This window comes from Cupriavidus necator A5-1 (assembly GCF_000744095.1).
In the GTDB taxonomy this organism is placed as follows: Bacteria; Pseudomonadota; Gammaproteobacteria; order Burkholderiales; family Burkholderiaceae; genus Cupriavidus; species Cupriavidus necator_A.
The window spans coordinates 2,444,047-2,465,013 of sequence record NZ_JQLI01000001.1 but is presented as its reverse complement, the minus strand read 5'-3'; the positions used below and the strand labels follow the sequence as shown (position 1 = coordinate 2,465,013).

Annotated in this window: 19 protein-coding genes; 13 read left to right on the top strand and 6 right to left on the bottom strand. The window is 67.8% G+C overall.

The window, feature by feature from the left end; translation table 11 throughout:
* Window positions 1-280: 280 nt before the first annotated feature.
* From K307_RS10880 to ada, 3 genes are all read left to right on the top strand, one after another.
* Complete coding sequence (locus K307_RS10880; RefSeq protein ID WP_155301124.1) at window positions 281-1,999, top strand: dipeptidase; 1,719 nt, start codon at window positions 281-283, stop codon at window positions 1,997-1,999.
* Between the two features lie 322 nt (window positions 2,000-2,321).
* On the top strand, window positions 2,322-3,044 hold the full coding sequence (locus tag K307_RS10875; protein WP_230625900.1) for a 2OG-Fe(II) oxygenase: 723 nt from the start codon (window positions 2,322-2,324) through the stop codon (window positions 3,042-3,044).
* A gap of 8 nt (window positions 3,045-3,052) precedes the next feature.
* On the top strand, window positions 3,053-4,162 hold the full coding sequence (ada, locus tag K307_RS10870; protein ID WP_051974812.1) for a bifunctional DNA-binding transcriptional regulator/O6-methylguanine-DNA methyltransferase Ada: 1,110 nt from the start codon (window positions 3,053-3,055) through the stop codon (window positions 4,160-4,162).
* Window positions 4,163-4,175: 13 nt separating this feature from the next.
* On the opposite strand, the gene K307_RS10865 is transcribed toward ada, so the two are convergent.
* A complete protein-coding gene (locus tag K307_RS10865) occupies window positions 4,176-5,936 on the bottom strand; it encodes an FAD-dependent oxidoreductase (protein ID WP_042878140.1) in 1,761 nt (586 codons plus the stop codon).
* Window positions 5,937-6,160: 224 nt separating this feature from the next.
* Between K307_RS10865 and K307_RS10860 the strand changes: the two genes are divergently transcribed.
* The 4 genes from K307_RS10860 (at window position 6,161) to K307_RS49370 (ending at window position 8,738) form a co-directional block, all read left to right on the top strand.
* Entirely contained in the window at window positions 6,161-6,907 is a 747-nt protein-coding gene (locus K307_RS10860; protein ID WP_042878139.1) for a YceH family protein, read from the top strand.
* A 217-nt stretch (window positions 6,908-7,124) separates the two neighbouring features.
* Entirely contained in the window at window positions 7,125-8,027 is a 903-nt protein-coding gene (locus K307_RS10855) for a patatin-like phospholipase family protein (RefSeq protein ID WP_042878137.1), read from the top strand.
* A gap of 109 nt (window positions 8,028-8,136) precedes the next feature.
* A complete protein-coding gene (locus tag K307_RS49375) occupies window positions 8,137-8,400 on the top strand; it encodes a TetR/AcrR family transcriptional regulator (RefSeq protein ID WP_230625633.1) in 264 nt (87 codons plus the stop codon).
* Window positions 8,400-8,738: a hypothetical protein gene (locus tag K307_RS49370; RefSeq protein WP_230625631.1), complete on the top strand. Its 339-nt coding sequence runs from the start codon at window positions 8,400-8,402 to the stop codon at window positions 8,736-8,738. Before K307_RS49375 ends, K307_RS49370 begins: the two co-directional genes overlap by 1 nt.
* A 22-nt stretch (window positions 8,739-8,760) precedes the next feature.
* On the opposite strand, the gene K307_RS10845 is transcribed toward K307_RS49370, so the two are convergent.
* Window positions 8,761-9,753: a Bug family tripartite tricarboxylate transporter substrate binding protein gene (locus K307_RS10845; RefSeq protein WP_042878135.1), complete on the bottom strand. Its 993-nt coding sequence runs from the start codon at window positions 9,751-9,753 to the stop codon at window positions 8,761-8,763.
* Window positions 9,754-9,989: 236 nt separating this feature from the next.
* Here K307_RS10845 and K307_RS10840 point away from each other — a divergent pair, with 236 nt between their 5' ends.
* The gene (locus tag K307_RS10840) at window positions 9,990-10,736 is read left to right on the top strand and encodes an IclR family transcriptional regulator (protein ID WP_042878133.1); all 747 of its coding nucleotides are present in this window, start codon (window positions 9,990-9,992) and stop codon (window positions 10,734-10,736) included.
* A 41-nt stretch (window positions 10,737-10,777) separates the two neighbouring features.
* Here K307_RS10840 and K307_RS10835 read toward each other — a convergent pair whose 3' ends face one another.
* The 3 genes from K307_RS10835 to K307_RS10825 form a co-directional block, all read right to left on the bottom strand.
* Entirely contained in the window at window positions 10,778-11,284 is a 507-nt protein-coding gene (locus K307_RS10835) for a hypothetical protein (RefSeq protein ID WP_042881809.1), read from the bottom strand.
* 187 nt (window positions 11,285-11,471) lie between these two features.
* Window positions 11,472-12,143, bottom strand: coding sequence for an Hpt domain-containing protein (locus tag K307_RS10830; protein ID WP_042878131.1), 672 nt, complete (start codon window positions 12,141-12,143; stop codon window positions 11,472-11,474).
* Between the two features lie 45 nt (window positions 12,144-12,188).
* A complete protein-coding gene (locus K307_RS10825) occupies window positions 12,189-12,812 on the bottom strand; it encodes a response regulator transcription factor (RefSeq protein WP_042878129.1) in 624 nt (207 codons plus the stop codon).
* Between the two features lie 371 nt (window positions 12,813-13,183).
* On the opposite strand from K307_RS10825, the gene K307_RS10820 reads away from it, so the two are divergent.
* Window positions 13,184-15,145, top strand: a complete 1,962-nt coding sequence (locus tag K307_RS10820; RefSeq protein ID WP_230625629.1) for a PAS domain-containing sensor histidine kinase — start codon at window positions 13,184-13,186, stop codon at window positions 15,143-15,145.
* A gap of 22 nt (window positions 15,146-15,167) precedes the next feature.
* Here K307_RS10820 and K307_RS10815 read toward each other — a convergent pair whose 3' ends face one another.
* Window positions 15,168-15,641, bottom strand: coding sequence for an Lrp/AsnC family transcriptional regulator (locus K307_RS10815; RefSeq protein ID WP_022538315.1), 474 nt, complete (start codon window positions 15,639-15,641; stop codon window positions 15,168-15,170).
* Window positions 15,642-16,045: 404 nt separating this feature from the next.
* Here K307_RS10815 and hppD point away from each other — a divergent pair, with 404 nt between their 5' ends.
* From hppD to K307_RS10795, 4 genes are all read left to right on the top strand, one after another.
* Window positions 16,046-17,125 (top strand): 4-hydroxyphenylpyruvate dioxygenase, encoded by a 1,080-nt coding sequence (gene hppD, locus K307_RS10810; RefSeq protein WP_042878127.1) that lies wholly within the window; start codon window positions 16,046-16,048, stop codon window positions 17,123-17,125.
* 172 nt (window positions 17,126-17,297) lie between these two features.
* The gene (locus K307_RS10805) at window positions 17,298-18,692 is read left to right on the top strand and encodes an amino acid permease (protein ID WP_042878125.1); all 1,395 of its coding nucleotides are present in this window, start codon (window positions 17,298-17,300) and stop codon (window positions 18,690-18,692) included.
* A 111-nt stretch (window positions 18,693-18,803) separates the two neighbouring features.
* The gene (locus tag K307_RS10800) at window positions 18,804-20,000 is read left to right on the top strand and encodes an amino acid aminotransferase (RefSeq protein WP_042878122.1); all 1,197 of its coding nucleotides are present in this window, start codon (window positions 18,804-18,806) and stop codon (window positions 19,998-20,000) included.
* Between the two features lie 399 nt (window positions 20,001-20,399).
* Window positions 20,400-20,963 (top strand): (2Fe-2S)-binding protein, encoded by a 564-nt coding sequence (locus K307_RS10795; protein ID WP_080744984.1) that lies wholly within the window; start codon window positions 20,400-20,402, stop codon window positions 20,961-20,963.
* The last annotated feature ends 4 nt before the right edge of the window (window positions 20,964-20,967 follow it).

Genomic DNA, 20,967 nt, shown 5'->3' with positions numbered 1-20,967 from the left:
AGTGGGTTGGTTTCGGCTGCAGGGTTGCAGCGAAGGCCTCATTCTGTCGATCGGGATGTGATTTGTACAATTCATCGTTTCAACCACGATGATTGCCTAACGCTATCGACGCAGGATAGGAAGTGCCTATTGCGCCGAGAGGGTGCTCCTCTGCGCGGACGCAAGAGCATATTTTTTCTGTAAACCTTGGCGAGTGCCCTATCATGCGGCATCCCCTCATACTCGTTTTCCCGCAATGACCCGACCTTGCCGCCTGCCAACCCTGTATCGGTGGGCACCCATGCTTGCGTTGTCGCTGCTGCTGGCCCATCCGGCGCAGGCGCAAACGCTGAAGAAAGCGGCACTCGAGGCGCTCGTTGCCAGCACCAAAGTCACCGCGGCGGCCGACCTGCCGGCCTTCATGGCGGCCGCAGCCAAGGCGGAGCCGGCGGTGACGCCGGCGGTGGCCGCATGGCAGGCCAAGGGCCCGTTGTCGGGCGACAACCTGGTCAATATCGGGCGCCTGCTGGGGGTCTACAACCGCGTGCACAACGAGGCTGCGGTGATCGACAGCATCGGCAGGATGGTGGCGTTGCGCACGGTGCGCGATGAGAAGATCGCGCAGCACGAGCACCCCGCCATCATCGAATTCGGCAAGCTGGTCGAGGCGATGGCGCGCGATTTCGGGCTGGCCTATCGCAACGTGGACAACCGCGTGTTTGAAGTGACGCTGCCCGGCGGCGGCAAGGACACCTTCGGCATCCTCACGCACGCCGACGTAGTGCCGGCCATCGCCGAGGAATGGGTGCTCGACGACGGCACCAGACTCGATCCGTTCCGGCTCACGCGCATTGGCGACACGCTGTACGGGCGTGGCACCATCGACGACAAGGGCTCGATCGCCGCGGTGCTGTACGCGATGAAGACGGTCAAGGAAAGCGGCGTGCCACTGGAGCGCACCATCCGGCTGATGATTGAGACCACCGAGGAAACCGGCGGTGACGGCATGAAGTACTACCGTCAGCACACCACGCTGCCGGAGTACAACGTAGTGCTCGACAGCAAATATCCCGCCGTGGTGGCGGAGAAAGGCGCGGGCACGCTGACGGTGTCGTTCGGCATCAAGTCGGCGGACGGCAAGGCGGAACGCAGCAAGGCCGATACCAAGGGCCCTGCCATCGTCGCCATGCGTGGTGCGGCCTCGGCCAACGCCATCCCGGAAACCGCCACCGCACGGATTGCCGGCGGCGATCCCGCGGCGGTGGTCGCCTCGCTGGAAATGGCGCGGCCTGACTTCCTGCGCCGCTACACGCCGCGCGGCAAGTTCTCGATCGACGTGAAGCGCGACGGCAACGAAGTCGAGGTCAAGGTCACCGGGACCTCGGCGCATGGCTCGCGCCCCGAGGAAGGCGTCAATCCGCTGCCGCGGCTGGCGCTGTTCCTGCAAGCCAGCGACGTGAGCTTTGCCGAGAACCACTACCTGAACGCGGTTCGCTACCTTAACGACCTGTACGGGCTGGACTACCTCGGCAACAAGATGGAGGTGGCCTATCGCGATCCCTTCATGGGCCCGCTGACGATGTCGCCCACGCTGGTGCGCGAACGCGGCGAATACGTCGACGTGGTCACCAATGTGCGCATGCCGCGCGGCCGAACGCCCGATGAGCTGGGCGGCAAGATCACCAAGCGCATCTTCGGCTGGGCCGCCACGCATGGGCCGGTCGAGATCAAGTACGACCAGGGCAACTGGATGGCGCGCGATCCCAAGGGCGCGTGGCTCAGCACGCTGCTGAACATCTTTGGCGATACCACGGGGCTGGAAGCCAAGCCGGTGTCCACCGCGGGCAGCACCACGGCCAAGCTGATGCCCAATGCGATCAACTTCGGGCCGGCGATGCCGGGCAAGAAGTACACCGCGCACAACGCGCGCGAGTACAAGGAAGTGGCCGACCTGAACCTGGATATGCAGATGTTTACGGAGATGCTGGTTCGGATCGGGAATCTGGACAAGATGCAGTAAGGCTCTCGCGCTACTGATTGTTTGCCCCCTCCCGCCAGTGAACTGCCCCCCCAGAAGTTGGAGACAACTTTTTGGGGGTTTTTACATGGCAGAGCGCACCGCTGTATTCCCAAGGTCCTTCGCCGGGCAGAATTCAAAAGCAAGACCCGGAGTGTGGTGCGCGCGCCAGCGGCCTAAAGTTGGCACCATGCAAGCCAGACACAGGAGAACGGCAGTGAGCAGCATCAAGCAGGCACAGCGTCCCCAGGCCCGCGACGTGGCTGTGGCGGGCCCGCGCAGGCCGATCCCGGCGCCGGGCGGCCCGGCGCCAAAGGCCACGCTCATAACCGCACCCCAGACAGATTTCGCCACGCGCGTGGACCGCGTGGATTGGACCGCACTCGGCGCAGCACTGGACGACTACGGCTGCGCCGCGATCCCAGGCCTGCTGTCACCCGCCGAATGCGAAGCCCTGGCAACCTGCTACGCGCACGACGCGCTGTTCCGCTCGCGCATCGTCATGGCACGCCACGGATTCGGGCGCGGCGAGTACAAGTACTTCGCCTATCCCCTGCCCGCCACCGTTGCGGATTTGCGCGCAGCGCTGTACCCGCACCTGGTGCCGGTGGCCAACCACTGGAACGCCGCCATGGGCATCGATACGCGCTATCCGGCCGCGCACGCGGACTATCTCGCCCGCTGCCACCGCGCCGGCCAGCTGCGCCCCACCCCGCTTCTGCTGCGCTACGGCCCGGACGACTACAACTGCCTGCACCAGGACCTGTATGGCGAGCACGTTTTCCCGCTGCAGGTCACGATCCTGCTGTCCGAGCCGGGCCGCGACTTTAGCGGCGGCGAGTTCGTGATGACCGAGCAGCGGCCGCGCATGCAGTCGCGCGCGGAGGTGGTGACGCTGCGCCAGGGCGATGCCATGGTCTTTGCGGTCAGCCAGCGCCCGGTGCAGGGCAGCCGCGGCAGCTACCGCGTCAACCTGCGGCACGGCGTGAGCCGGCTGCATGCGGGCCAGCGCTACACGCTGGGCATCATCTTCCACGACGCCACGTGAGGGTTGTCATGAGCCACCGTCGAACCCATCGATCCGAGGCAGGCGAGACCAGGCCGAATCCGCATCGAGCTCCTGCCACCACCGTCGAGGCCGATCCGCGCTGGGCCCGCGTGCTGGCGCGCGATCCGTCCGCCGGCGATGCCTTTGTCTACGCGGTCAGGACCACCGGCGTCTACTGCCTGCCGAGCAGCCCGTCGCGCCTGCCGCATCCGGCCAATGTCGAGTTCTTCGACAACGCCGCCGCAGCCGAGGCCGCCGGCTACCGGCCCAGCCGCCGCGCCGCAGCCCCCGAACTTGCCGCGCAGCACGCGGCGATCGTGGCCGAGGTGTGCCGCCGCATCGAGGCCTCGGACACCCTGCCGACGCTGCCAGCGCTGGCCCGGGCCGCGGGCGTCAGCCCCTACCATTTCCACCGCATCTTCAAGGCCGCCACCGGCCTGACGCCGCGCGCCTACGCCGCCGCGCAGCGCGCGCGGAAGCTGCGCGAACAGCTCGGCACCAGCGACTCCGTCACCGAGGCGATCTACGACGCCGGCTTCGGCTCCAACAGCCGCTTCTATGAGAAGGCCGACGCCGTGCTCGGCATGACCCCGTCGCGCTACCGCGCCGGCGGCGTGGACACCGATATCCGCTTTGCCATCGGCCAGTGCTCGCTGGGTGCGATCCTGGTGGCGCAGAGCGAGCGCGGCGTGTGCGCGATCCTGCTGGGCGACGATCCGCAGGCGCTGCTGCAGGCGCTGCAGGACCAGTTTCCGCGCGCCAACCTGATCGGCGGCGATGCGCAGTTCGAGCAACTGGTGGCGCGGGTGGTCGGTTTTATCGAGGCGCCCTCGATCGGGCTTGACCTGCCGCTGGATGTGCGCGGCACCGCGTTCCAGCAACGCGTGTGGCAGGCCCTGCAGGAAATCCCCGCGGGCACGACCGCCAGCTATGCCGAAATCGCGGCCCGCATCGGCGCGCCACGCGCGGTGCGCGCGGTGGCGCAGGCCTGCGCCGCCAACCACCTCGCTGTGGCCATCCCCTGCCATCGCGTGGTGCGCAGTGACGGCAACCTGTCCGGCTACCGCTGGGGCGTGGCGCGCAAGCGCGAGCTGCTCGAGCGCGAGGCGCAGTCCTGAGCCGGCCGCGCGCTCACTGCGCCACGGCCACCTGCACCTTGGACAGGTAGTCGTGGATCTGCGCCACCACCGCCGCGCCCTCGCCCACCGCCGCGGCGACCCGCTTGATCGAGCCCGAACGCACATCGCCGATGGCGAACACGCCGGGCACGCTGGTCTGCAGCGGATATGGCACCACGGTCGCGCAGCCCAGCGCGCCGCCACCGGTACGCACGAAGCCCTTGTCGTCGACCTCCGCGTTGCAGGTGCGCAGCCATGCCGTGTTGGGATCGGCGCCGATAAACAGGAACAGGTGCCGCACGTCCATCTCGATGGGCTGCGGGCTTTCCGCCGGGGCCTCGTAGCGCACGCTGGACAACCACCCTTCGCCCGACAGCGCGCAGATCTGCGCGTGCGTGTGCAGCGTGACGTTGGACAGCGAGCCGAGGCGGTCGATCAGGTAGCGCGACATGGTCGCCCCCAGCCCAGGTCCGCGCACCAGCATATGCACGTGCGCCGCGTGCGAGGCCAGGTAGACCGCCGCCTGCCCCGCCGAATTGCCGCCGCCGACCAGCATCACCGGCTCCTGCCGGCACAGTTTGGCCTCCACCGGCGAGGCCCAGTAGTAGACGCCGCGCCCTTCAAAGTGCTCCAGCCCCGGGATGCCCGGACGCCGGTACTGCGCGCCGGTGGCGATCACCACCGTGTGCGTGGGGATCATGCGTCCGTCGGCCAGTTCCAGCCGGATCGGGTCGGCGCCGCAATGCAGTGCCTTTACCTCCAGCGGGATCGCCATATGCGCGCCGAACTTCAGCGCCTGCACGAAGGCCCGCCCCGCCAGCGCCTGCCCCGAGATGCCGGTGGGAAAGCCCAGGTAGTTCTCGATGCGCGCGCTGGCCCCGGCCTGCCCCCCGGGCGAGCGGCAGTCGATCACCGCCACCGACAAGCCTTCCGAGGCCGCATACACCGCCGTCGCCAGCCCGGCCGGCCCGGCGCCCACCACCACCACGTCATACACGTGGTGCGGATCGAACTCCGGCAACAGCCCCAGGCATGAAGCCAGCTGGCCTTCATCCGGGGCGCGCAGCACGCTGCCATCCGGGCAGATCACCAGCGGGAAGTCGCTGGCCGGCGCGTTCGTGTATTCGAGCAACAGCGAGCATTCATTGTCGTCGTCCATGTCGATCACGCTGTGCGGGTAGCCGTTGCGCCGCAGGAAAGCCTGCAGCGACAGCAGCAGCGGCTCGGCGCCGTGGCCCACCAGCACTGGCCCGCTGCCGAACTCGATCAGCCCCACGCGGCGCAGGATCAGCGCGCGCATGATGCGCTCGCCCAGTTCGGCCTCTGCCACCAGCAACGCGCGCAGCCGCTCGGGCGTGATCGCGTAGCCCTCGGTGTCGGTCACGGCGACACCGTCGACCAGCGCGGGACGGCCGCTCAGCGTGCCGACCTCGGCCAGGAAATGGCCGGGGCCCAGCTCGGTGATCGAATGCTCGCGGCCCAGCCCGTCGCGCCGTACGATGCGCACGCAGCCGCTGGTGACCAGGTACATGCCTCGGCCGGTCTCGCCGATCGCGAACAGTTTCTCGCCGGCGCGCCAGCACTGCTGCGTGCCGAAGCGCCGCACCCGTGCCATGTCCTCGGCGCTGAGGCGCGGGAACATCTGGTGCCAGCGCGTCTCCAGCGTGGAGTACGGGGCTTCCAGCCCGCCGCCCGCCTCCGGTGCCACCTCGGGGGCGCCGCCGGTCTCCTCCGCCGCGCCCCGACCCATCGCTTCCGTCTGCGAACTCGCCATGCTTCCCTCCTGTCTGGACCCGCGCCTGCCCGGCTGTGGCGGCGCGGCTTATCGATAGTAGTCGGCGCGGCGGAGAATGCGAGGGGTGCGCCGCCTGCGGGCGGGTTTCCCCGGTGCGGGGCATGGCACAGTTGCGGATTAGGCCGGCTTGGGATTGAATGATCGCCTCGGCCGACCCCGTGAACCCGCCGCCATCCTTTCCCTCCAGCCCAGATCGAGCCTTGATGCATTCCGATTCCGATTCCGCTTCCGACTACACCTCTGACGCCGGCCAGCCCGGCGACCGCCCCGCCCGCGCGCTGCGCCCCCTGACGCCCGTGGAGGGCCGCGTGCTGGGCGTGCTGGTCGAAAAGCAGCACACCGTCCCCGACACCTACCCGCTGTCGCTCAACGCGCTGGCCTCCGGCTGCAACCAGAAGACCGCCCGCGCGCCCGTGATGAACGTCAGCGAGGCCGAGATCCTCGACGCCATCGACGGCCTCAAGGGCCTGAGCCTGGTCTTTGAAGGCAGCAGCAGCCGCGTGCCGCGCTTCGAGCACAATATGCAGCGCGCTCTGGCCGTGCCCAAGCAGTCGGTTGCGCTGCTGGCGCTGCTGCTGCTGCGCGGCCCGCAGACCGCCGCGGAACTGCGCCTGAACACGGCCCGGCTGCATGCCTTTGCCGATATCTCATCGGTCGAGGGCTTCCTGGACGAGCTGGCCGACCACGCGCCGCCCTTTGTGGTGCGCCTGGCCCGTGCGCCCGGCGCGCGCGAAAGCCGCTGGATGCACCTGCTAAGCGGCGAAGTCAGCGCCGCCGCGGCAGCCGAAGGCAGCGAGCGCGCAGCGGATGGCGCCACGGTGTCGTCCAGCGAGCTCGAACAGCTGCGCGCCGAGCAGCAGGCCCTGACCGACAAGGTCGCCCGCTTGCAAGGCCTGGTGGAACACATAGCCGCGCAACTGGGCATCGCCTCGGACGAATTCCTCGGCTAGTAGTCCGCGCCTGCAAGCAGTCAGTCAGTACCCCGGCCACCCTCACCGCCTGCCGGCCGAGTTTGTGGTCGGGGTAGATTTCTGGCGGTTAATTGCGTTATTCAGGCGCACCGCATGCCCCTGCCCGGCTGCGCCGATGTCGCCTATGCTTTGCTCAGAGCAGACAGACACCAAAGGGGAGAAAGGCGCCGCCGCAGCGGCGCCGCATCGGACAACCATGGAAAAGACAGCCTTCGTATTTGCCGGCGGCGGCAGCCTGGGTGCGATCCAGGTCGGCATGTTGCGCGAGCTGGTGGCCTGGGGCGTAATGCCCGATATCGTGATCGGCGCCTCGGCTGGCGCCATCAACGGCGCGTATTTCGCCTGCAATCCGGGCGTGGCCGGCGCTGGGCGGCTCGACGAGCTCTGGCGCGGCATCCGGCGCTCGGACATCATGCCGTGGAGCTGGCGCAGCGTCTGGAGCATGGTCGGCGGCAACCGCGGCCACCTGGTGGAATCGGCCGGCCTGCGCGGCCTGCTGACGCGGCACTTCGGGCCACGGCGGCTGGAAGCGGCGGAGCTGCCGCTGCATGTGGTGGCGACCGACATGCAAAGCGGCGCTGAAGTGCTGCTCTCCAGCGGCAGCATCGTCGACGCGGTCCTGGCCAGCGCCGCCATCCCGGGCGTGTTCCCGCCGGTGCAATTCGAAGGCCGCACGCTGATCGACGGCGGCGTGGCCAACAACACGCCGGTGTCCACCGCGATCGCGCTGGGCGCCACGCGCGTGATCGTGCTGCCGGCGGGCTTCACCTGCGCCGAGCGCCGCCCGCCGCGCGGCGCGCTCGAGCATGCCTTCAACGCGCTGTCGCTGCTGGTGGCGCGGCAGCTGGTCAACGACCTGCAGCACTTTGCCGAGCGCGCGCATATCAGCGTGGTGCCGCCGCTGTGCCCGCTCGATATCTCGCCCTACGACTACAGCAAGTGCGGCGAGCTGATCGACCGCGCCGCGGCCACTACCGGGCAGTGGCTGAAGGCCAAGGGCCTGGACAGCCGTCATGTGCCGGGCGCGCTGCATGTGCACTCGCACGACGACGGGGCGCCCAGCTGCAGCGCCGATATCCCGGCGGCTGCGCCGCATTAGCTTGCACAGCCAGCGCCCGGCTTGGCGAAGCCCGCAGTGGGTCCGCGGCCCTTCGCCGGGGTCCGCCTCCCCCGCGGGATGCCCCCGGCGCCGTTGCTACAATCGGGCCATGCCCACCCAAGCCGCACGCAGCGCCAGCACCCGCCAGTCCCTGATCGACGCCGCCGTCACCTTGCTGACCGAGCAGGGCTACGCGGCCTTCTCGGAAGCGCGCGTGGCCGAGCTCGCCGGCACCAGCCGCGGCTCGCTGCGCCATTATTTCCCCGACGGGCGCTATGACCTGCTGCCGGCCATGCTGGGCTGGCTCTGGAACGCGAAGCCGCGCGGCTGGACGCGCTGGGGCCTCTCAGCCCCTCGGTGCGGCTGCACCTGATGCTGCATATCCTCGCCAGCCGGCCGCAGCGCCACACCTCGCTCGCCATGCTGGAAGTCTGGATGGCAGCGCGCGGCGACGAGCGCCTGGCCAGGGCGGTACGCGCGCCGCTGGCCGCGGTGCCCCAGATGCTTTTCGGCCAGCCTCCGGACGCCCCGCCGCACCCGGAATGGCTGGCGCTGCGCTGCTTCCTGCACGGTGCCACGCAGCACAGCTTCGCCCCGGATTACGACACGCATGCGTTGGCCGACGCGGTGCGATGGCTGCTCAGGCACCTGCCCAAGCCAGACGGGCAGGACGCGGTACTGGCGCGCGTGCGCGCCGCCATGCGGGGCTGATAGCGCCGCAAATCCTCGCCGCTCACTCCAGCTTCACGCCGCCTTTCTTCACCACCGCGGCCCAGCGCACCGACTCCTCCCGGATAAACGCCTGGAACTGGTCGGACTTGCCGCCGACCGGGTCGATGCCGTAATCGATCAACCGCGCCCTCACGTCCGGCTGATGCACCACCGCATCCATCTCGGCCGACAGCTTCGCCAGCACCGCGGGCGGCGTCCTGGCCGGGGCGATTAGGCCGATCCAGCTGCCGGCGGTGACGGCCGGATAGCCCGCTTCCGCCATGGTCGGCACATCGGGCGCCGCCGGCCAGCGCGCGGGGCTGGTGATGGCCAGCGCGCGCACCTTGCCGGCCTTGACCTGCGGCATCATGGTCTGCACCGAGTCGAAGATGACCGCCACCTGGCCAGAGAAGAGATTGGGCAAGGCCGGCGCGATGCCCTTGTACGGCACGTGCGTCATCGGCATGCCCACCGCCTGCGAGAACAGCTCGCCCGCGAGGTGCGCGCCGGAGCCGTTGCCGCTGGAGGCGAACGTCATCTTGTTGGGATTGGCCTTGCCCCAGCTCACCAGCGCTTTCACGCTGGCCGGCGGCAGTTGCGCGCTCGACACCAGCAGCAGCGGAATGCGGCCGATCATGCTGACGCCGGTCAGGTCCCTGAGCGGGTCATAGGTCATCTTCGGATACAGGCTGGGATTGATGGCATGCGCTGCCACCACCACCAGCAGCGAATAGCCGTCCGGCGCCGACTTGGCGACGTTGTCCGAGCCGATCATGCCGTTGGCGCCGGGGCGGTTCTCCACCACCACCGGCTGGCCGAGGCGCTCGGAAAGCTTCTGCATGACGAGCCGCGTCACGGCATCGGACACGCCGCCGGGCGTGTATGGGACCACCACGCGGATCGGCCGGTTGGGGAAGGCATCGACCTGCGCCAGGGCTGGTGTGGCGATGCCCGCGGCGAGCGCGGCGAACAGGCCCAGGCCAAGCCGGCGCCGGGTGCGTTGCGATGGATTCATGTCTCCTCCTTCTATGAGCATTAGTTTGTCAAGTTCCTTGGGGAGCTAGTCGACCTACGTGCGGCGTAGTCTGAAGCCGTTTGTTATGCGCGCGTCAGACGTAACGTCCGACCACGGGACCTCGAAACGCTCCACCTCGCCCTGCACCAGGTGGGCAAAGTACGCGCGCACCGCCTGCGGCGTCCCCCCGCCGGCCCGCGCTGCGCCAGCGCCGTGCCGCCCCGGCGCCTCATTCCATGACCACAAAGCCTTCAGCGCCAGGCGGCGTTCAGAGCCTCGCGCGCGCGTTCGCCCTGCTCCACCTGCTTGCCGAACACCACGATGCCGGGCTGAGCCTGCAGGAGCTCACTACCCGCACCGGCATCGACCGCACCACGGCGCACCGCATGGCACGTTTCCTGGAATCGGCCGGCTACATCGAGCGCGAATCCGCCGGCAAGCGCTACCACCTGGGCACCGCCGCGATGGCGCTGGGCCTGCGCGCGATGAACCGCCCCTCGCCCAACGGCGTGCTGGTGACGCGCATGAAGGCACTGGCGCGGCTGACCGGCGACACGGTCTTCCTGACCGTGCGCATGGGCGACCACGGCCATTGCCTGCATACCGAGCAAGGCAGCCACCGCATCAAGTCCTTCCACATGCTGACCGGCACCTCGCGCCTGCTGGGCCAGGGCACCGGCAGCATGGCGCTGCTGGCGCTGATGGACAACGAGGCCGTGCGCGCGCACTTCGAGCGCCATCGCGCCGAGTACGAGGCCGGCGGACTGAGCCTGCTCAAGCTGCTGCGCGGCGTCGAGCGCAGCCGCAGGCAAGGCTATGCGCTGGCGGGCGCCGAAGGCGTGGCGGGCGTGGGCTATGCGCTACCGCTGACGATGGGCGCCGACGCTGCCATCAGCATCGTCTCCACGGCGTCGCGCATGCCGGTAGCGCGCCGGCATGAAATGGGCGGCATTATCCGCGCGATGTTTGAGCAGGACGGCTGAGGCGAGGGGTGGCCGGCGCGCAGGACGTGAAGCCGCTGGCTTCAGGGCAGCCGCGCGAGCAACTTGTCACGCATTGTCGGCGGCAGCAGCAGGCGGCCTTTCGCGCCGGGCGCCGCGGCGTCGTAGACCAGCGCCTGGCCATCCCAGCTCAGCCGCACCGGCTCCACGCTGGTGAAGGTGCGCCGGGCCAGCACGCCGTCGCGACGGGCATCGTAGATCCGCAACAGCAGCCGGTCCTGGCGCAGGTAGCAGTACTCGGCGGCGTAGCGGGCGCTGGCATCCACCGCCGGCAGGTGGCGGCAATTGTGCGCGCCCGCGCGCTCCCAGGCGCCATGGCCGTAGACGATGGCAGTCCAGATGCCGCCCACTGCCAGCAAGCGCCCTGCCATGGCCAGCGCCACGCGCCGCGCGCGGATGGCACGCGCGTCGGGGGTGGCCAGCACCCGGTACACCGCCCAGGCGGTGTCCAGCACCAGCAGCAGCAGCGCCACCGCGGCCAGGTGGAAATAGGATGCCCATTCCGGCATTGCCGCCATGGCGTGGTGCATGATGCTCCCCGGAAAATACCCGCGCCAGCGCATTGAAAATCCGATTGAGGCGGGTATTACATCAGCCTGCTCGATCTATTCACGGCGCTCCGGAATAAAGACCGCGACTAATCCAGCATAATCAACGCAGTGCCGCGCGCCTATCCGGTGAATTACCGCCCCCATAATTCGGCGGATTTTGCAGGTTTTATTTTTTTGTCGGCAGTGCCGCCAGCAGATCGAGCAGCCGCGCCACGGTCGGCACGAAAATCGCGGCCAGCGCCGCGGTGGTTGCCGCATCGCCGTCGCGGGCGGCATGCTCCAGGCGTTGCGCCAGCGCCCGCAGCGACTGGCAGCCGGCGTAGTGCGCCGAAGGCTTCAGCCGGTGGGCGATGCTGCGCAGGGTTTCCAGGTCGCTGCCCGCGGCGCGCAACTGCGCCAGATCGGCCTGGGTTGAGGTCGCCAGCGCGTGCACCAGTTCGGCGGCGAATTCGGGGTCGCCCATGGTCTGTTCGGCGAGTGCAGCGGGGATGCCGGCCGCCTCGCGCGCGGACAAGGCCAGGTAGCGGTGGTTGGCCAGCATCTCCAGGATGGCGGCTTCGGTCACCCGTTCGCGCAGCCGTGCGATGACGGGCTTGCACTGCTCGGCCGGCGTCGGCGCATCGGCGGGCAGCACCACGGCGCAGATGGCGCCGTCGGCGTGCCAGGCGCGCAGCGTGCAGGCGCCGTCAGGTCCGGCCAGCACCACGCCAATGTCCGCCGTGGCAGCCGGCGCGTGCGCCGTAGTCTGGATGGTGAAACCCAGGCCGCGCAGGATTTCCCCCACGCCAGCGGCCCAGCGCGCGTCGCCGGGCCCGGCAAGGAGCAGCGCCCCGGTCATGAGCGGGCGCGCCGGCGCACGGCAAGAGCGTCCGGATGTGCCATGCTAGCCGATCGCAATATGGTGGCGCCGCGCAGAATCGATGACATCGACGATCGATCTGGCACCGAGTTTTTCCATGATCCGGGTCTTGTGGGTACTGACCGTCTTGTTGGAAATAAACAGCGTGTCGCCGATTTCCTTGTTGGTCATGCCCTTGGCCAGCATCTGCATGATGCTCAGCTCCTTGTCCGAGAGGCTGGCCAGGCGGGCGTCCTCGTCGGGATGCTCGGCCTTGCTGCGATCGATTTCCGGCATCACGGTATAACGGGCCAGGACCGATTCCGCGCAGCGCACGATTTCCGGCAGTTCCTGGGTCTTGCTGACGTAGCCGTGCGCCCCGGCCTGGCGCGCGCGCGGCGCAAAGGTGTTCTGGTCCTGGCCTGAAAGGACCAGGATGCGCACGCCGGGGTGGATGGCCTTGAGGCGCGGGATGACCTCCAGGCCGTTGATCTTGGGTATGTCGAGATCCAGGATCACCACGTCGGGGGCGTATTGCCGCACGATCTCGATGGCGGCCTGGCCGTTGTCTGCCTCCAGGACATGCGTGACGCCCAGCATCTGCGACAAGTGCGTCTTGAGTACGACACGCACCGGGGGGTGGTCGTCGACGATCAGGATTGTGGCCACAGCTTGAACTCCATAGCGAACGCCTTGGTGTCCGGAAGAGCGGGCACGCAGCGCCATGTCACCGCATTGTGCTCAGCATTTGCTCCGGAAGGCACCGGAATTTTCCGAGGAGCACTACGATTTTTCCCAATAACCCGTCAATCGGCCGCGCGGCAATCCATGCCGCAATTTCTGAATGGATCGAAACGTCGCTGCGCAGGCGACCGCTACATAAGATTCGGAAATTTCCACACCGATTTTCAGATATGTCTTAATCAGACGGCGGGATCACGCCCATAGAGTGGGGACTATCCTGCGTCCGCCGCGCCTGCCGGGCCGCGGACGCCTTCGGTTTTCCATCGTTGGTTTTCCATCGCTCCTCGCCGTCCCGCTTGCCTGACCGCTCCCCCAAACCTGTCCGCGCCTGGCCCATCGCCGGGGCCGTCATCCTGCTGCTCGACCTGTCGCTCCACGCGGCTGCGACCACGCCGGCCCAGGCCAGCGCCCACCAACGCATGCTGTGGTGGGCCGCTTCGGTGCTGTGCTTCCTGACGCCGCTGCTGCTGGCCTGGATCGTCATGCTCTATCGCGAGGTGCGCCTGCGGCGCGCGGCCGAGATCGCGCTGAAAGACCAGGCCGCGATCCAGTCGGCGCTGCTCGACGGCATTCCACAACCGGTCTACCTGCGCGATGCTTCGCTGCGACTCATCACTTGCAACCGCAGCTATGAGGAACTGGTCGGTGCCACGCGCGACACGCTGCGCGGTCAGGGGCTGGACGCAGCGGGCCATGTGCACCCCATCGTCACCGACATGGCCGAGGTGGCACGCGACTACCGCAAGGTGCTTGAAGACGGCGCGCCGCTACTCAAGGACCGCTGCCTGCGGCTGGGCGATCGCAACCACCATGTACTCAACTGGCTGACGCCGCTGCGCGGTGCCGACGGGACCGTCAAGGGGCTGGCCGGCGGCTGCGTGGACCTGACCGAACGCCACGAGATGCTGGCCGAACTGGCGCAGGCCAAGACCGAGGCCGAGGCCGCCAACCGGGCCAAGTCCACCTTCCTCGCCTCGGTCAGCCATGAGATCCGCACGCCGATGAACGCCATCACCGGCATGCTGGAACTGACGCTGGCGCGCTGCCGGCTGTCGGAGGACAAACGCCTGCAGCTGGTCACGGCCCACAAGTCGGCGCTGGGCCTGCTGGGGCTGATCGACGACAGCCTGGACCTGTCCAAGATGGAGGCCGGCAAGTTCAGCATCCAGCCCGCGCCGGCCGTGCTCGCGGGACTGGTGCAGGACACGCTGTTGATCTTCGGCCCCGTGGCTGCGCAGAAAGGCTTGTCGCTTGGCAGCGACCTCGGTGAGAGCCTGGCGCCGCTGCACCAGGTCGACGGGCTGCGCTTCCGGCAGATCCTGGCCAACCTGGTTTCCAATGCGGTGCACTTTACCGACCACGGCACCATCCACGTCGCGCTGGACGCGCAGCCGCCCCGCGACGGCGTGCAGCAGGTGCTGCTGACGGTATCGGATACCGGCATCGGCATCGGCGCCGAGGCACAGGCGCGGCTCTTCGAACCATTCGAGCAGGTGCACGGCCTGTCGCGCCCGCAGGCCGGCGGCACCGGGCTGGGGCTGGCAATCTGCCAGCGCCTGGTCAGCGCGATGGGCGGCCAGATCACGCTCTCCAGCGAGCCCGGGGCAGGCACGCGGGTGGCGGTATCGCTGCCGCTGCCGGTTGCCACCGTGGTCGAGGATCACACGCCGCCATGCGCGCCGGTGGCCTGCTGCGCACGGCGTCACGCGCGCATCCTGATGATCGACGACCACGCGCCCAACCGGCTGCTGCTACAGCGCCAGCTCGAACACCTGGGCCACCGGGTGAGCACCGCCTGCGACGGCCGCGATGCGCTGGCCAGCCTGGACGCCGATAGGCCGTGCACCTGCTCGAATGGTTCGAAGAGCCGCGCCTGTGCCTCGGCGCCGATGCCGATGATGGACGGCCTCGCCTTCACGCGCGCCGTGCGGGCGCGCGAGGACGCGGTCCGCTGCGTGCCGGTGATCGGCTGCACCGCCAGTGCCGTGGCGGAAGACCACCAGGCGGCGCTGGACGCCGGCATGAATGCCGTGATCGTCAAGCCGGTCGGGCTGCAGGCGCTGGATGAAGCAGTGGCGCGGGCTTGCGCCGGCGGGTTGCCGCCTTACCGGGTGGCCTTGCCGGGGCTGGCGGCAGCGCCCGAGGTGGACGATGCTGCCCGCTGCCGCGCCAAGCCGGGTTCGCGGCCGTCCTGGTGCGCGGTGTGCCGCGAAATGAACGTGCAGTGCGACCGGCAGGACCCGGAGACTCCGGCCTAGCTTGGACTATGACAACGGCCGCTCACGTCTCCAGCGGCACGGCACTGGTGCACTTGATCTCGTCCAGGCACACGCTCGACTTCACCCCACTGACGCCCGGAATGCGCATCAGAGTATCGAGCAGGAAGTCCGACAGTGACTTCAGGTCCTTGGCCACCACCTTCAGCACGTAGTCGATATCCCCGGTCACGGAGAAGCACTCCTGGATCTGCGCCAGTTCCGCCACCAGCCGCTTGAAGTTGGACAGGTCGCGAATATGGCCCCGCTCCATCGTCACATGGATAAACGCGACCACGCCCAGGCCCAGCGCGGCGGCATCCAGTCGCGCCTCATAGCGCTTTACCAGGCCGGCCTCTTCCAGGCGGCGGTGGCGCCGCAAAGTCTGCGCCGGCGACAGCGCGATGGCCTCGGCCAGTTCCAGGTTGGAAGCGCGCCCGTGCTCCTGCAAGACCCCCAGCAGGCGGCGATCGGTACGGTCCAGCTCGATCGATGGCATGTCGATTTCCTCATCCGAGATTTACACGCAATCAGATTTCATAATCTAGGGTTTCCCTGCGTGACTAACGAAATCCAATTTTGCTGCCCAGAATATACACTGCATACCAAGCCAGCGGACAGTAGCACCACAGATAATAGCTTTGTGCCACGACGACTGACGGCGGCGCCACATCATTGCGAAGTGCCGCCACTGCAATAATATTTCGCGACTGACCGGTTCCGAACGCCCCCATGACCACGAACCTGCTGCCCCTGCCTGTGTTCCAGGCGCCAGCCCCGATGGCGCGGGACGCTGAACCGGATACCCGATATCCGATGCGAGCCCGCCCGTCGCCCCACCCTGCAACTCCGCCCGCCTCGCATCGATCCAATCACTTAACCTCCCCCTTTAGTGAGAAAGCCATGGCCGACCTGTTTGACAACCCGATGCAGCTGATGGGCTTCGAATTCGTGGAATTCGCCTCGCCCACCCCCAATGTGCTCGAGCCGCTATTCGAGCAGATGGGCTTCACGCTGGTGGCAAAGCACCGCTCCAAGGACGTGGTGCTGTACCGCCAGGGCGAAGTGAACTTCATCGTCAACCGCGAGCCGCAGAGCTACGCCGCCTACTTTGCCGCCGAGCACGGCCCGAGCGCCTGCGGCATGGCTTTCCGCGTCAAGGATTCGCACAAGGCCTACGCCCGCGCGCTGGAACTGGGCGCACAGCCGGTGGAGATCCCGACCGGCCCGATGGAGCTGCGCCTGCCCGCGATCAAGGGCATCGGCGGCGCGCCGCTGTACCTGATCGACCGCTTCGAGGAAGGCAAGTCGATCTATGACATCGACTTCGAGTTCATCGAGGGCGTCGACCGCCACCCGGTCGGCCACGGCCTCAAGCTGATCGACCACCTGACCCACAACGTCTACCGTGGCCGCATGGCCTACTGGGCCAACTTCTACGAAAAGCTGTTCAACTTCCGCGAAATCCGCTACTTCGACATCCAGGGCGAATACACCGGCCTGACCTCCAAGGCCATGACCGCGCCGGATGGTAAAATCCGCATTCCGCTGAACGAGGAATCGTCCAAGGGCGCCGGCCAGATCGAAGAGTTCCTGATGGCCTTCAACGGCGAGGGCATCCAGCACATCGCCTTCCTGACCGACAACCTGATCGAAGTCATCGACAACCTGCAACTGGCAGGCGTGCCGCTGATGACCGCGCCGAACGACTACTACTATGACGCGCTGGACACGCGCCTGCCCGGCCACGGCCAGCCCGTCGAGCAACTGAAGTCGCGCGGCATCCTGCTGGACGGCACCACGGAAGGCGGCAAGCCCCGCCTGCTGCTGCAGATCTTCTCCAAGACCGCGCTCGGCCCGGTGTTCTTCGAGTTCATCCAGCGCAAGGGCGACGAAGGCTTCGGCGAAGGCAACTTCAAGGCGTTGTTCGAGTCGCTGGAACGCGACCAGATCGAACGCGGCACGCTCAAGGTCGAGGCCTGACCGGCATCGATCTTCCCTGACCGGCCCCGGCCGGTTCCGGAAACGCGCACACCTCCTTCGCGGCAGTAACCCTGCCGCGCGGGGCGGTGACGTCCCCGGCCCAAGCGTCCGACTCCAAACAGCCAGAGGCGCGGGCCCGCATTCCATGAGAATGGGTAGAGGAAACAACTGAATGCATGCAAGCAGCAATGACGGCACGCTCAAGCGTGGCCTGAAGAACCGGCATATCCAGCTGATCGCCCTGGGCGGCGCCATCGGCACCGGCCTTTTCCTGGGCATTGCCCAGACCATCAAGATGGCAGGCCCCTCGGTCCTGCTGGGCTACGCGATCGCCGGCATCGTGGCGTTCTTCATCATGCGCCAGCTCGGCGAGATGGTGGTGGACGAGCCCGTCGCCGGCTCCTTCAGCTACTTCGCCGACAAATACTGCGGCCACTTCGCCGGCTTTATTTCGGGCTGGAACTACTGGGTGCTGTACATCCTGGTGAGCATGGCCGAGCTCTCCGCCGTGGGCATCTACATGCAGTACTGGTGGCCGGAGATGCCGACCTGGGTGTCGGCGCTGGCCTTCTTCCTGATCATCAACGCGATCAACCTGTCGAGCGTGAAGTCCTTCGGCGAGATGGAATTCTGGTTCTCGATCATCAAGGTCGCAGCCATCATCGGCATGATCGGCTTTGGCGGCTACCTGCTCATGTCTGGCAACGCCGGCCCGCAGGCGAGCGTGGCCAACCTGTGGCAGCACGGTGGCTTCTTCCCCAACGGCATGGGCGGGCTGGTGATGGCCATGGCGGTGATCATGTTCTCGTTCGGCGGGCTGGAGCTGGTGGGCATCACCGCGGCTGAAGCGGATGCGCCCGAGAAGACCATCCCCAAGGCTACCAACCAGGTGATCTACCGCATCCTGATCTTCTACGTGGGCGCGCTGGCAGTGCTGCTGTCGCTGTATCCGTGGGAGAACGTGGTCAGCGGCGGCAGCCCCTTCGTGCTGATCTTCCACGCGCTGAACAGCAACTGGGTCGCGAATGTGCTGAACGTGGTGGTGCTGACCGCGGCGCTGTCGGTCTACAACAGCGGCGTGTACTGCAACAGCCGCATGCTGTACGGCCTGGCGCAGCAAGGCAACGCCCCCAAGGCGCTGCTTAAGGTCAGCAAGCGCGGCATCCCGCTGACGGCGCTGGGGCTGTCGGCGCTGGCCACCGCGGTGTGCGTGGTGATCAACTACTTCATGCCGGGCAAGGCCTTCGAGATGCTGATGGGCCTGGTGGTGTCGGCACTGATCATCAACTGGGCCATGATCAGCCTGATCCACCTGAAGTTCCGCGCCGACAAGCGCAAGGCCGGCCAGGCCACCCGCTTCCAGAGCTGGGGCTATCCGCTGACCAACTACCTGTGCCTGGCGTTCCTGGCCGGCATCCTGGTGGTGATGTACCTGACGCCGGGCCTGCGCCTGTCGGTGTACCTGATCCCGGTGTGGCTGGCGGTGCTCGGCGTGAGCTACATGCTGCGCCAGAAGAAGTCCGCCGCCGCGCTGCAAAGCGGCGTGGCCGCCCAGCAACTTCGCTGAACGGCAAGGCGGCGCCTGCAGGCTGCGGGCGCCGCCGGTTAGAATCCAGGCTGCGCGGCGCCCTTGCCGCCGCCGCAGCCCCCTCCTCCGACCTCAATTCCATCGCATCCCATGTTTGCACACATCGAGGCCTTTCCCGGCGATCCGATCCTCTCGCTCAACGAGGACTTCCAGCGAGACCCGCGCACCGACAAGGTCAACCTGAGCATCGGCATCTACTTTGACGATGAAGGCCGCCTGCCGGTGATGCAGGCCGTGGCCAGGGCCGAAGCGTCGCTGCTGGCCGACATGGGCCCACGCCCCTACCTGCCGATGTCGGGCCTGGTCGGCTACCGCAGCGCGGTGCAGGCGCTGGTGTTCGGCGAAGACTCGCCGGCGCGCGCCGCCGGCCGCATCGCCACGCTGCAGACGCTGGGCGGTTCGGGCGCGCTGCGCGTGGGTGCGGATTTCCTCAAGCGCTACTACCCGCAGTCGCAAGTGTGGATCAGCGACCCGAGCTGGGAAAACCACCGCGTGGTGTTCGAGCGCGCGGGCTTCACGGTCAACACCTACCCATACTACGACGACGCCACCGGCGGCCTGAAGTTCGACGCGATGATGGACGCGCTGCGCGCCATCCCCGCGCGCAGCATCGTGCTGCTGCACGCCTGCTGCCACAACCCGACCGGCGTGGATCTGAACCAGGACCAGTGGCGCCAGCTGATCGCGCTGCTCAAGGCCAATGAACTGCTGCCGTTCGTCGACATGGCTTACCAGGGCTTCGGCGCCGGGCTGGAAGACGACGCCTTTGCCATCCGCGAACTGGTGGCGCAGGACGTGCCCTGCCTGGTGGCCAACTCGTTCTCCAAGAACTTCTCGCTGTACGGTGAGCGCTGCGGCGGCCTGAGCGTGTTCTGCAACACCGCCGGCGAAGCCGCCAACGTGCTGGGCCAGCTGACCGGCGCGGTGCGCGCCAACTACAGCAACCCGCCGACGCACGGCGCGCGCGTGGTGGCCAAGGTGCTGACCACGCCCGAGCTGCGCCAGCTGTGGGAAGAGGAACTGGCCCAGATGTGCGGCCGCATCGCGCGCATGCGTGAAGCGATCCATGGTCACCTGCGTGAGCATGTCAGCGGCGAGGCGCTGTCGCGCTACCTGACCCAGCGCGGGATGTTCACCTACACCGGCCTCACCGCCGGCCAGGCCGACCGGCTGCGCGAAGAGCATGGCGTGTACCTACTGCGTTCGGGGCGAATGTGCGTGGCGGGGTTGAATGAGCGCAATGTGGGGATCGTGGCAAAGGCTATTGGGAGTGTGCTGAAGGGTTGAGGCTGGGATCACGCCGGTTTGCTCCCCTCTCCCGCGTGCGGGAGAGGGGCCGGAGGTGAGGGCAGGCGCATGGCAAGCATCGCGGCGCTTCACTTCGTGGGGACTCCCGCCCTAACCCCCGCCCCTCTCCTATAAATGGGAGAGGGGAGAGAACAAGCGGGCATCCAGACGTAGTCAGCATATCCAAGCGGCGCCATCGTGCGCCGCTTTTTGTTTTCCAACGCGCCGCCCTCACCAGCGTAATTTCTACAAAACCCGTGGAGTTTTGACGCGCCCCCCCAGACGCCCGCCTCTCCGCGCGCAACGCGCCCACCGCGCCGTGCCCGGCACCGAACTTGCTGCCTTTTGGCATCCCCGGCAACGTCCCACCGTGCCGAAGCTTCCACAAAAGGCCAGCGCATGTCCGAGAACCAGGCCCCTGCCCCCGGCAGCACCGCCCTGCCCCCTGGGGCCGCGGCGCGCCCGGTCACCTTGCAGGTCAACGGCAACCCCTACACCCTGCTACTGGAACCACGCACCACCCTGCTCGACGCGCTGCGCGAAGTGATGCACCTGACCGGCACCAAGAAGGGCTGCGACCGCGGCCAGTGCGGCGCCTGCACGGTGCTGTCGGACGGGCGCCGCATCCAAGCCTGCCTGACGCTGGCGGTGATGCAGGAAGGACGTGAGATCACCACCATCGAGGGCCTCGCCAGCGGCGATACGCTGCACCCGCTGCAGGCCGCCTTTGTCGCGCACGACGCGCTGCAATGCGGCTTCTGCACGCCGGGCCAGATCTGCGCCGCGGTCGCGCTGCTGGCCGAGGCGCGCGCCGGCGAAGCGAGCGCGGTGGAGCCGCTGGCCGCTCCGGCGCTGCCGCTCAGCGAAGACGAGATCCGCGAGCGCATGAGCGGCAACCTGTGCCGCTGCGGCGCCTATCCCAATATCGTTGCCGCGATCCGCGAGGTCGACGGCAAGCGCTGAACAA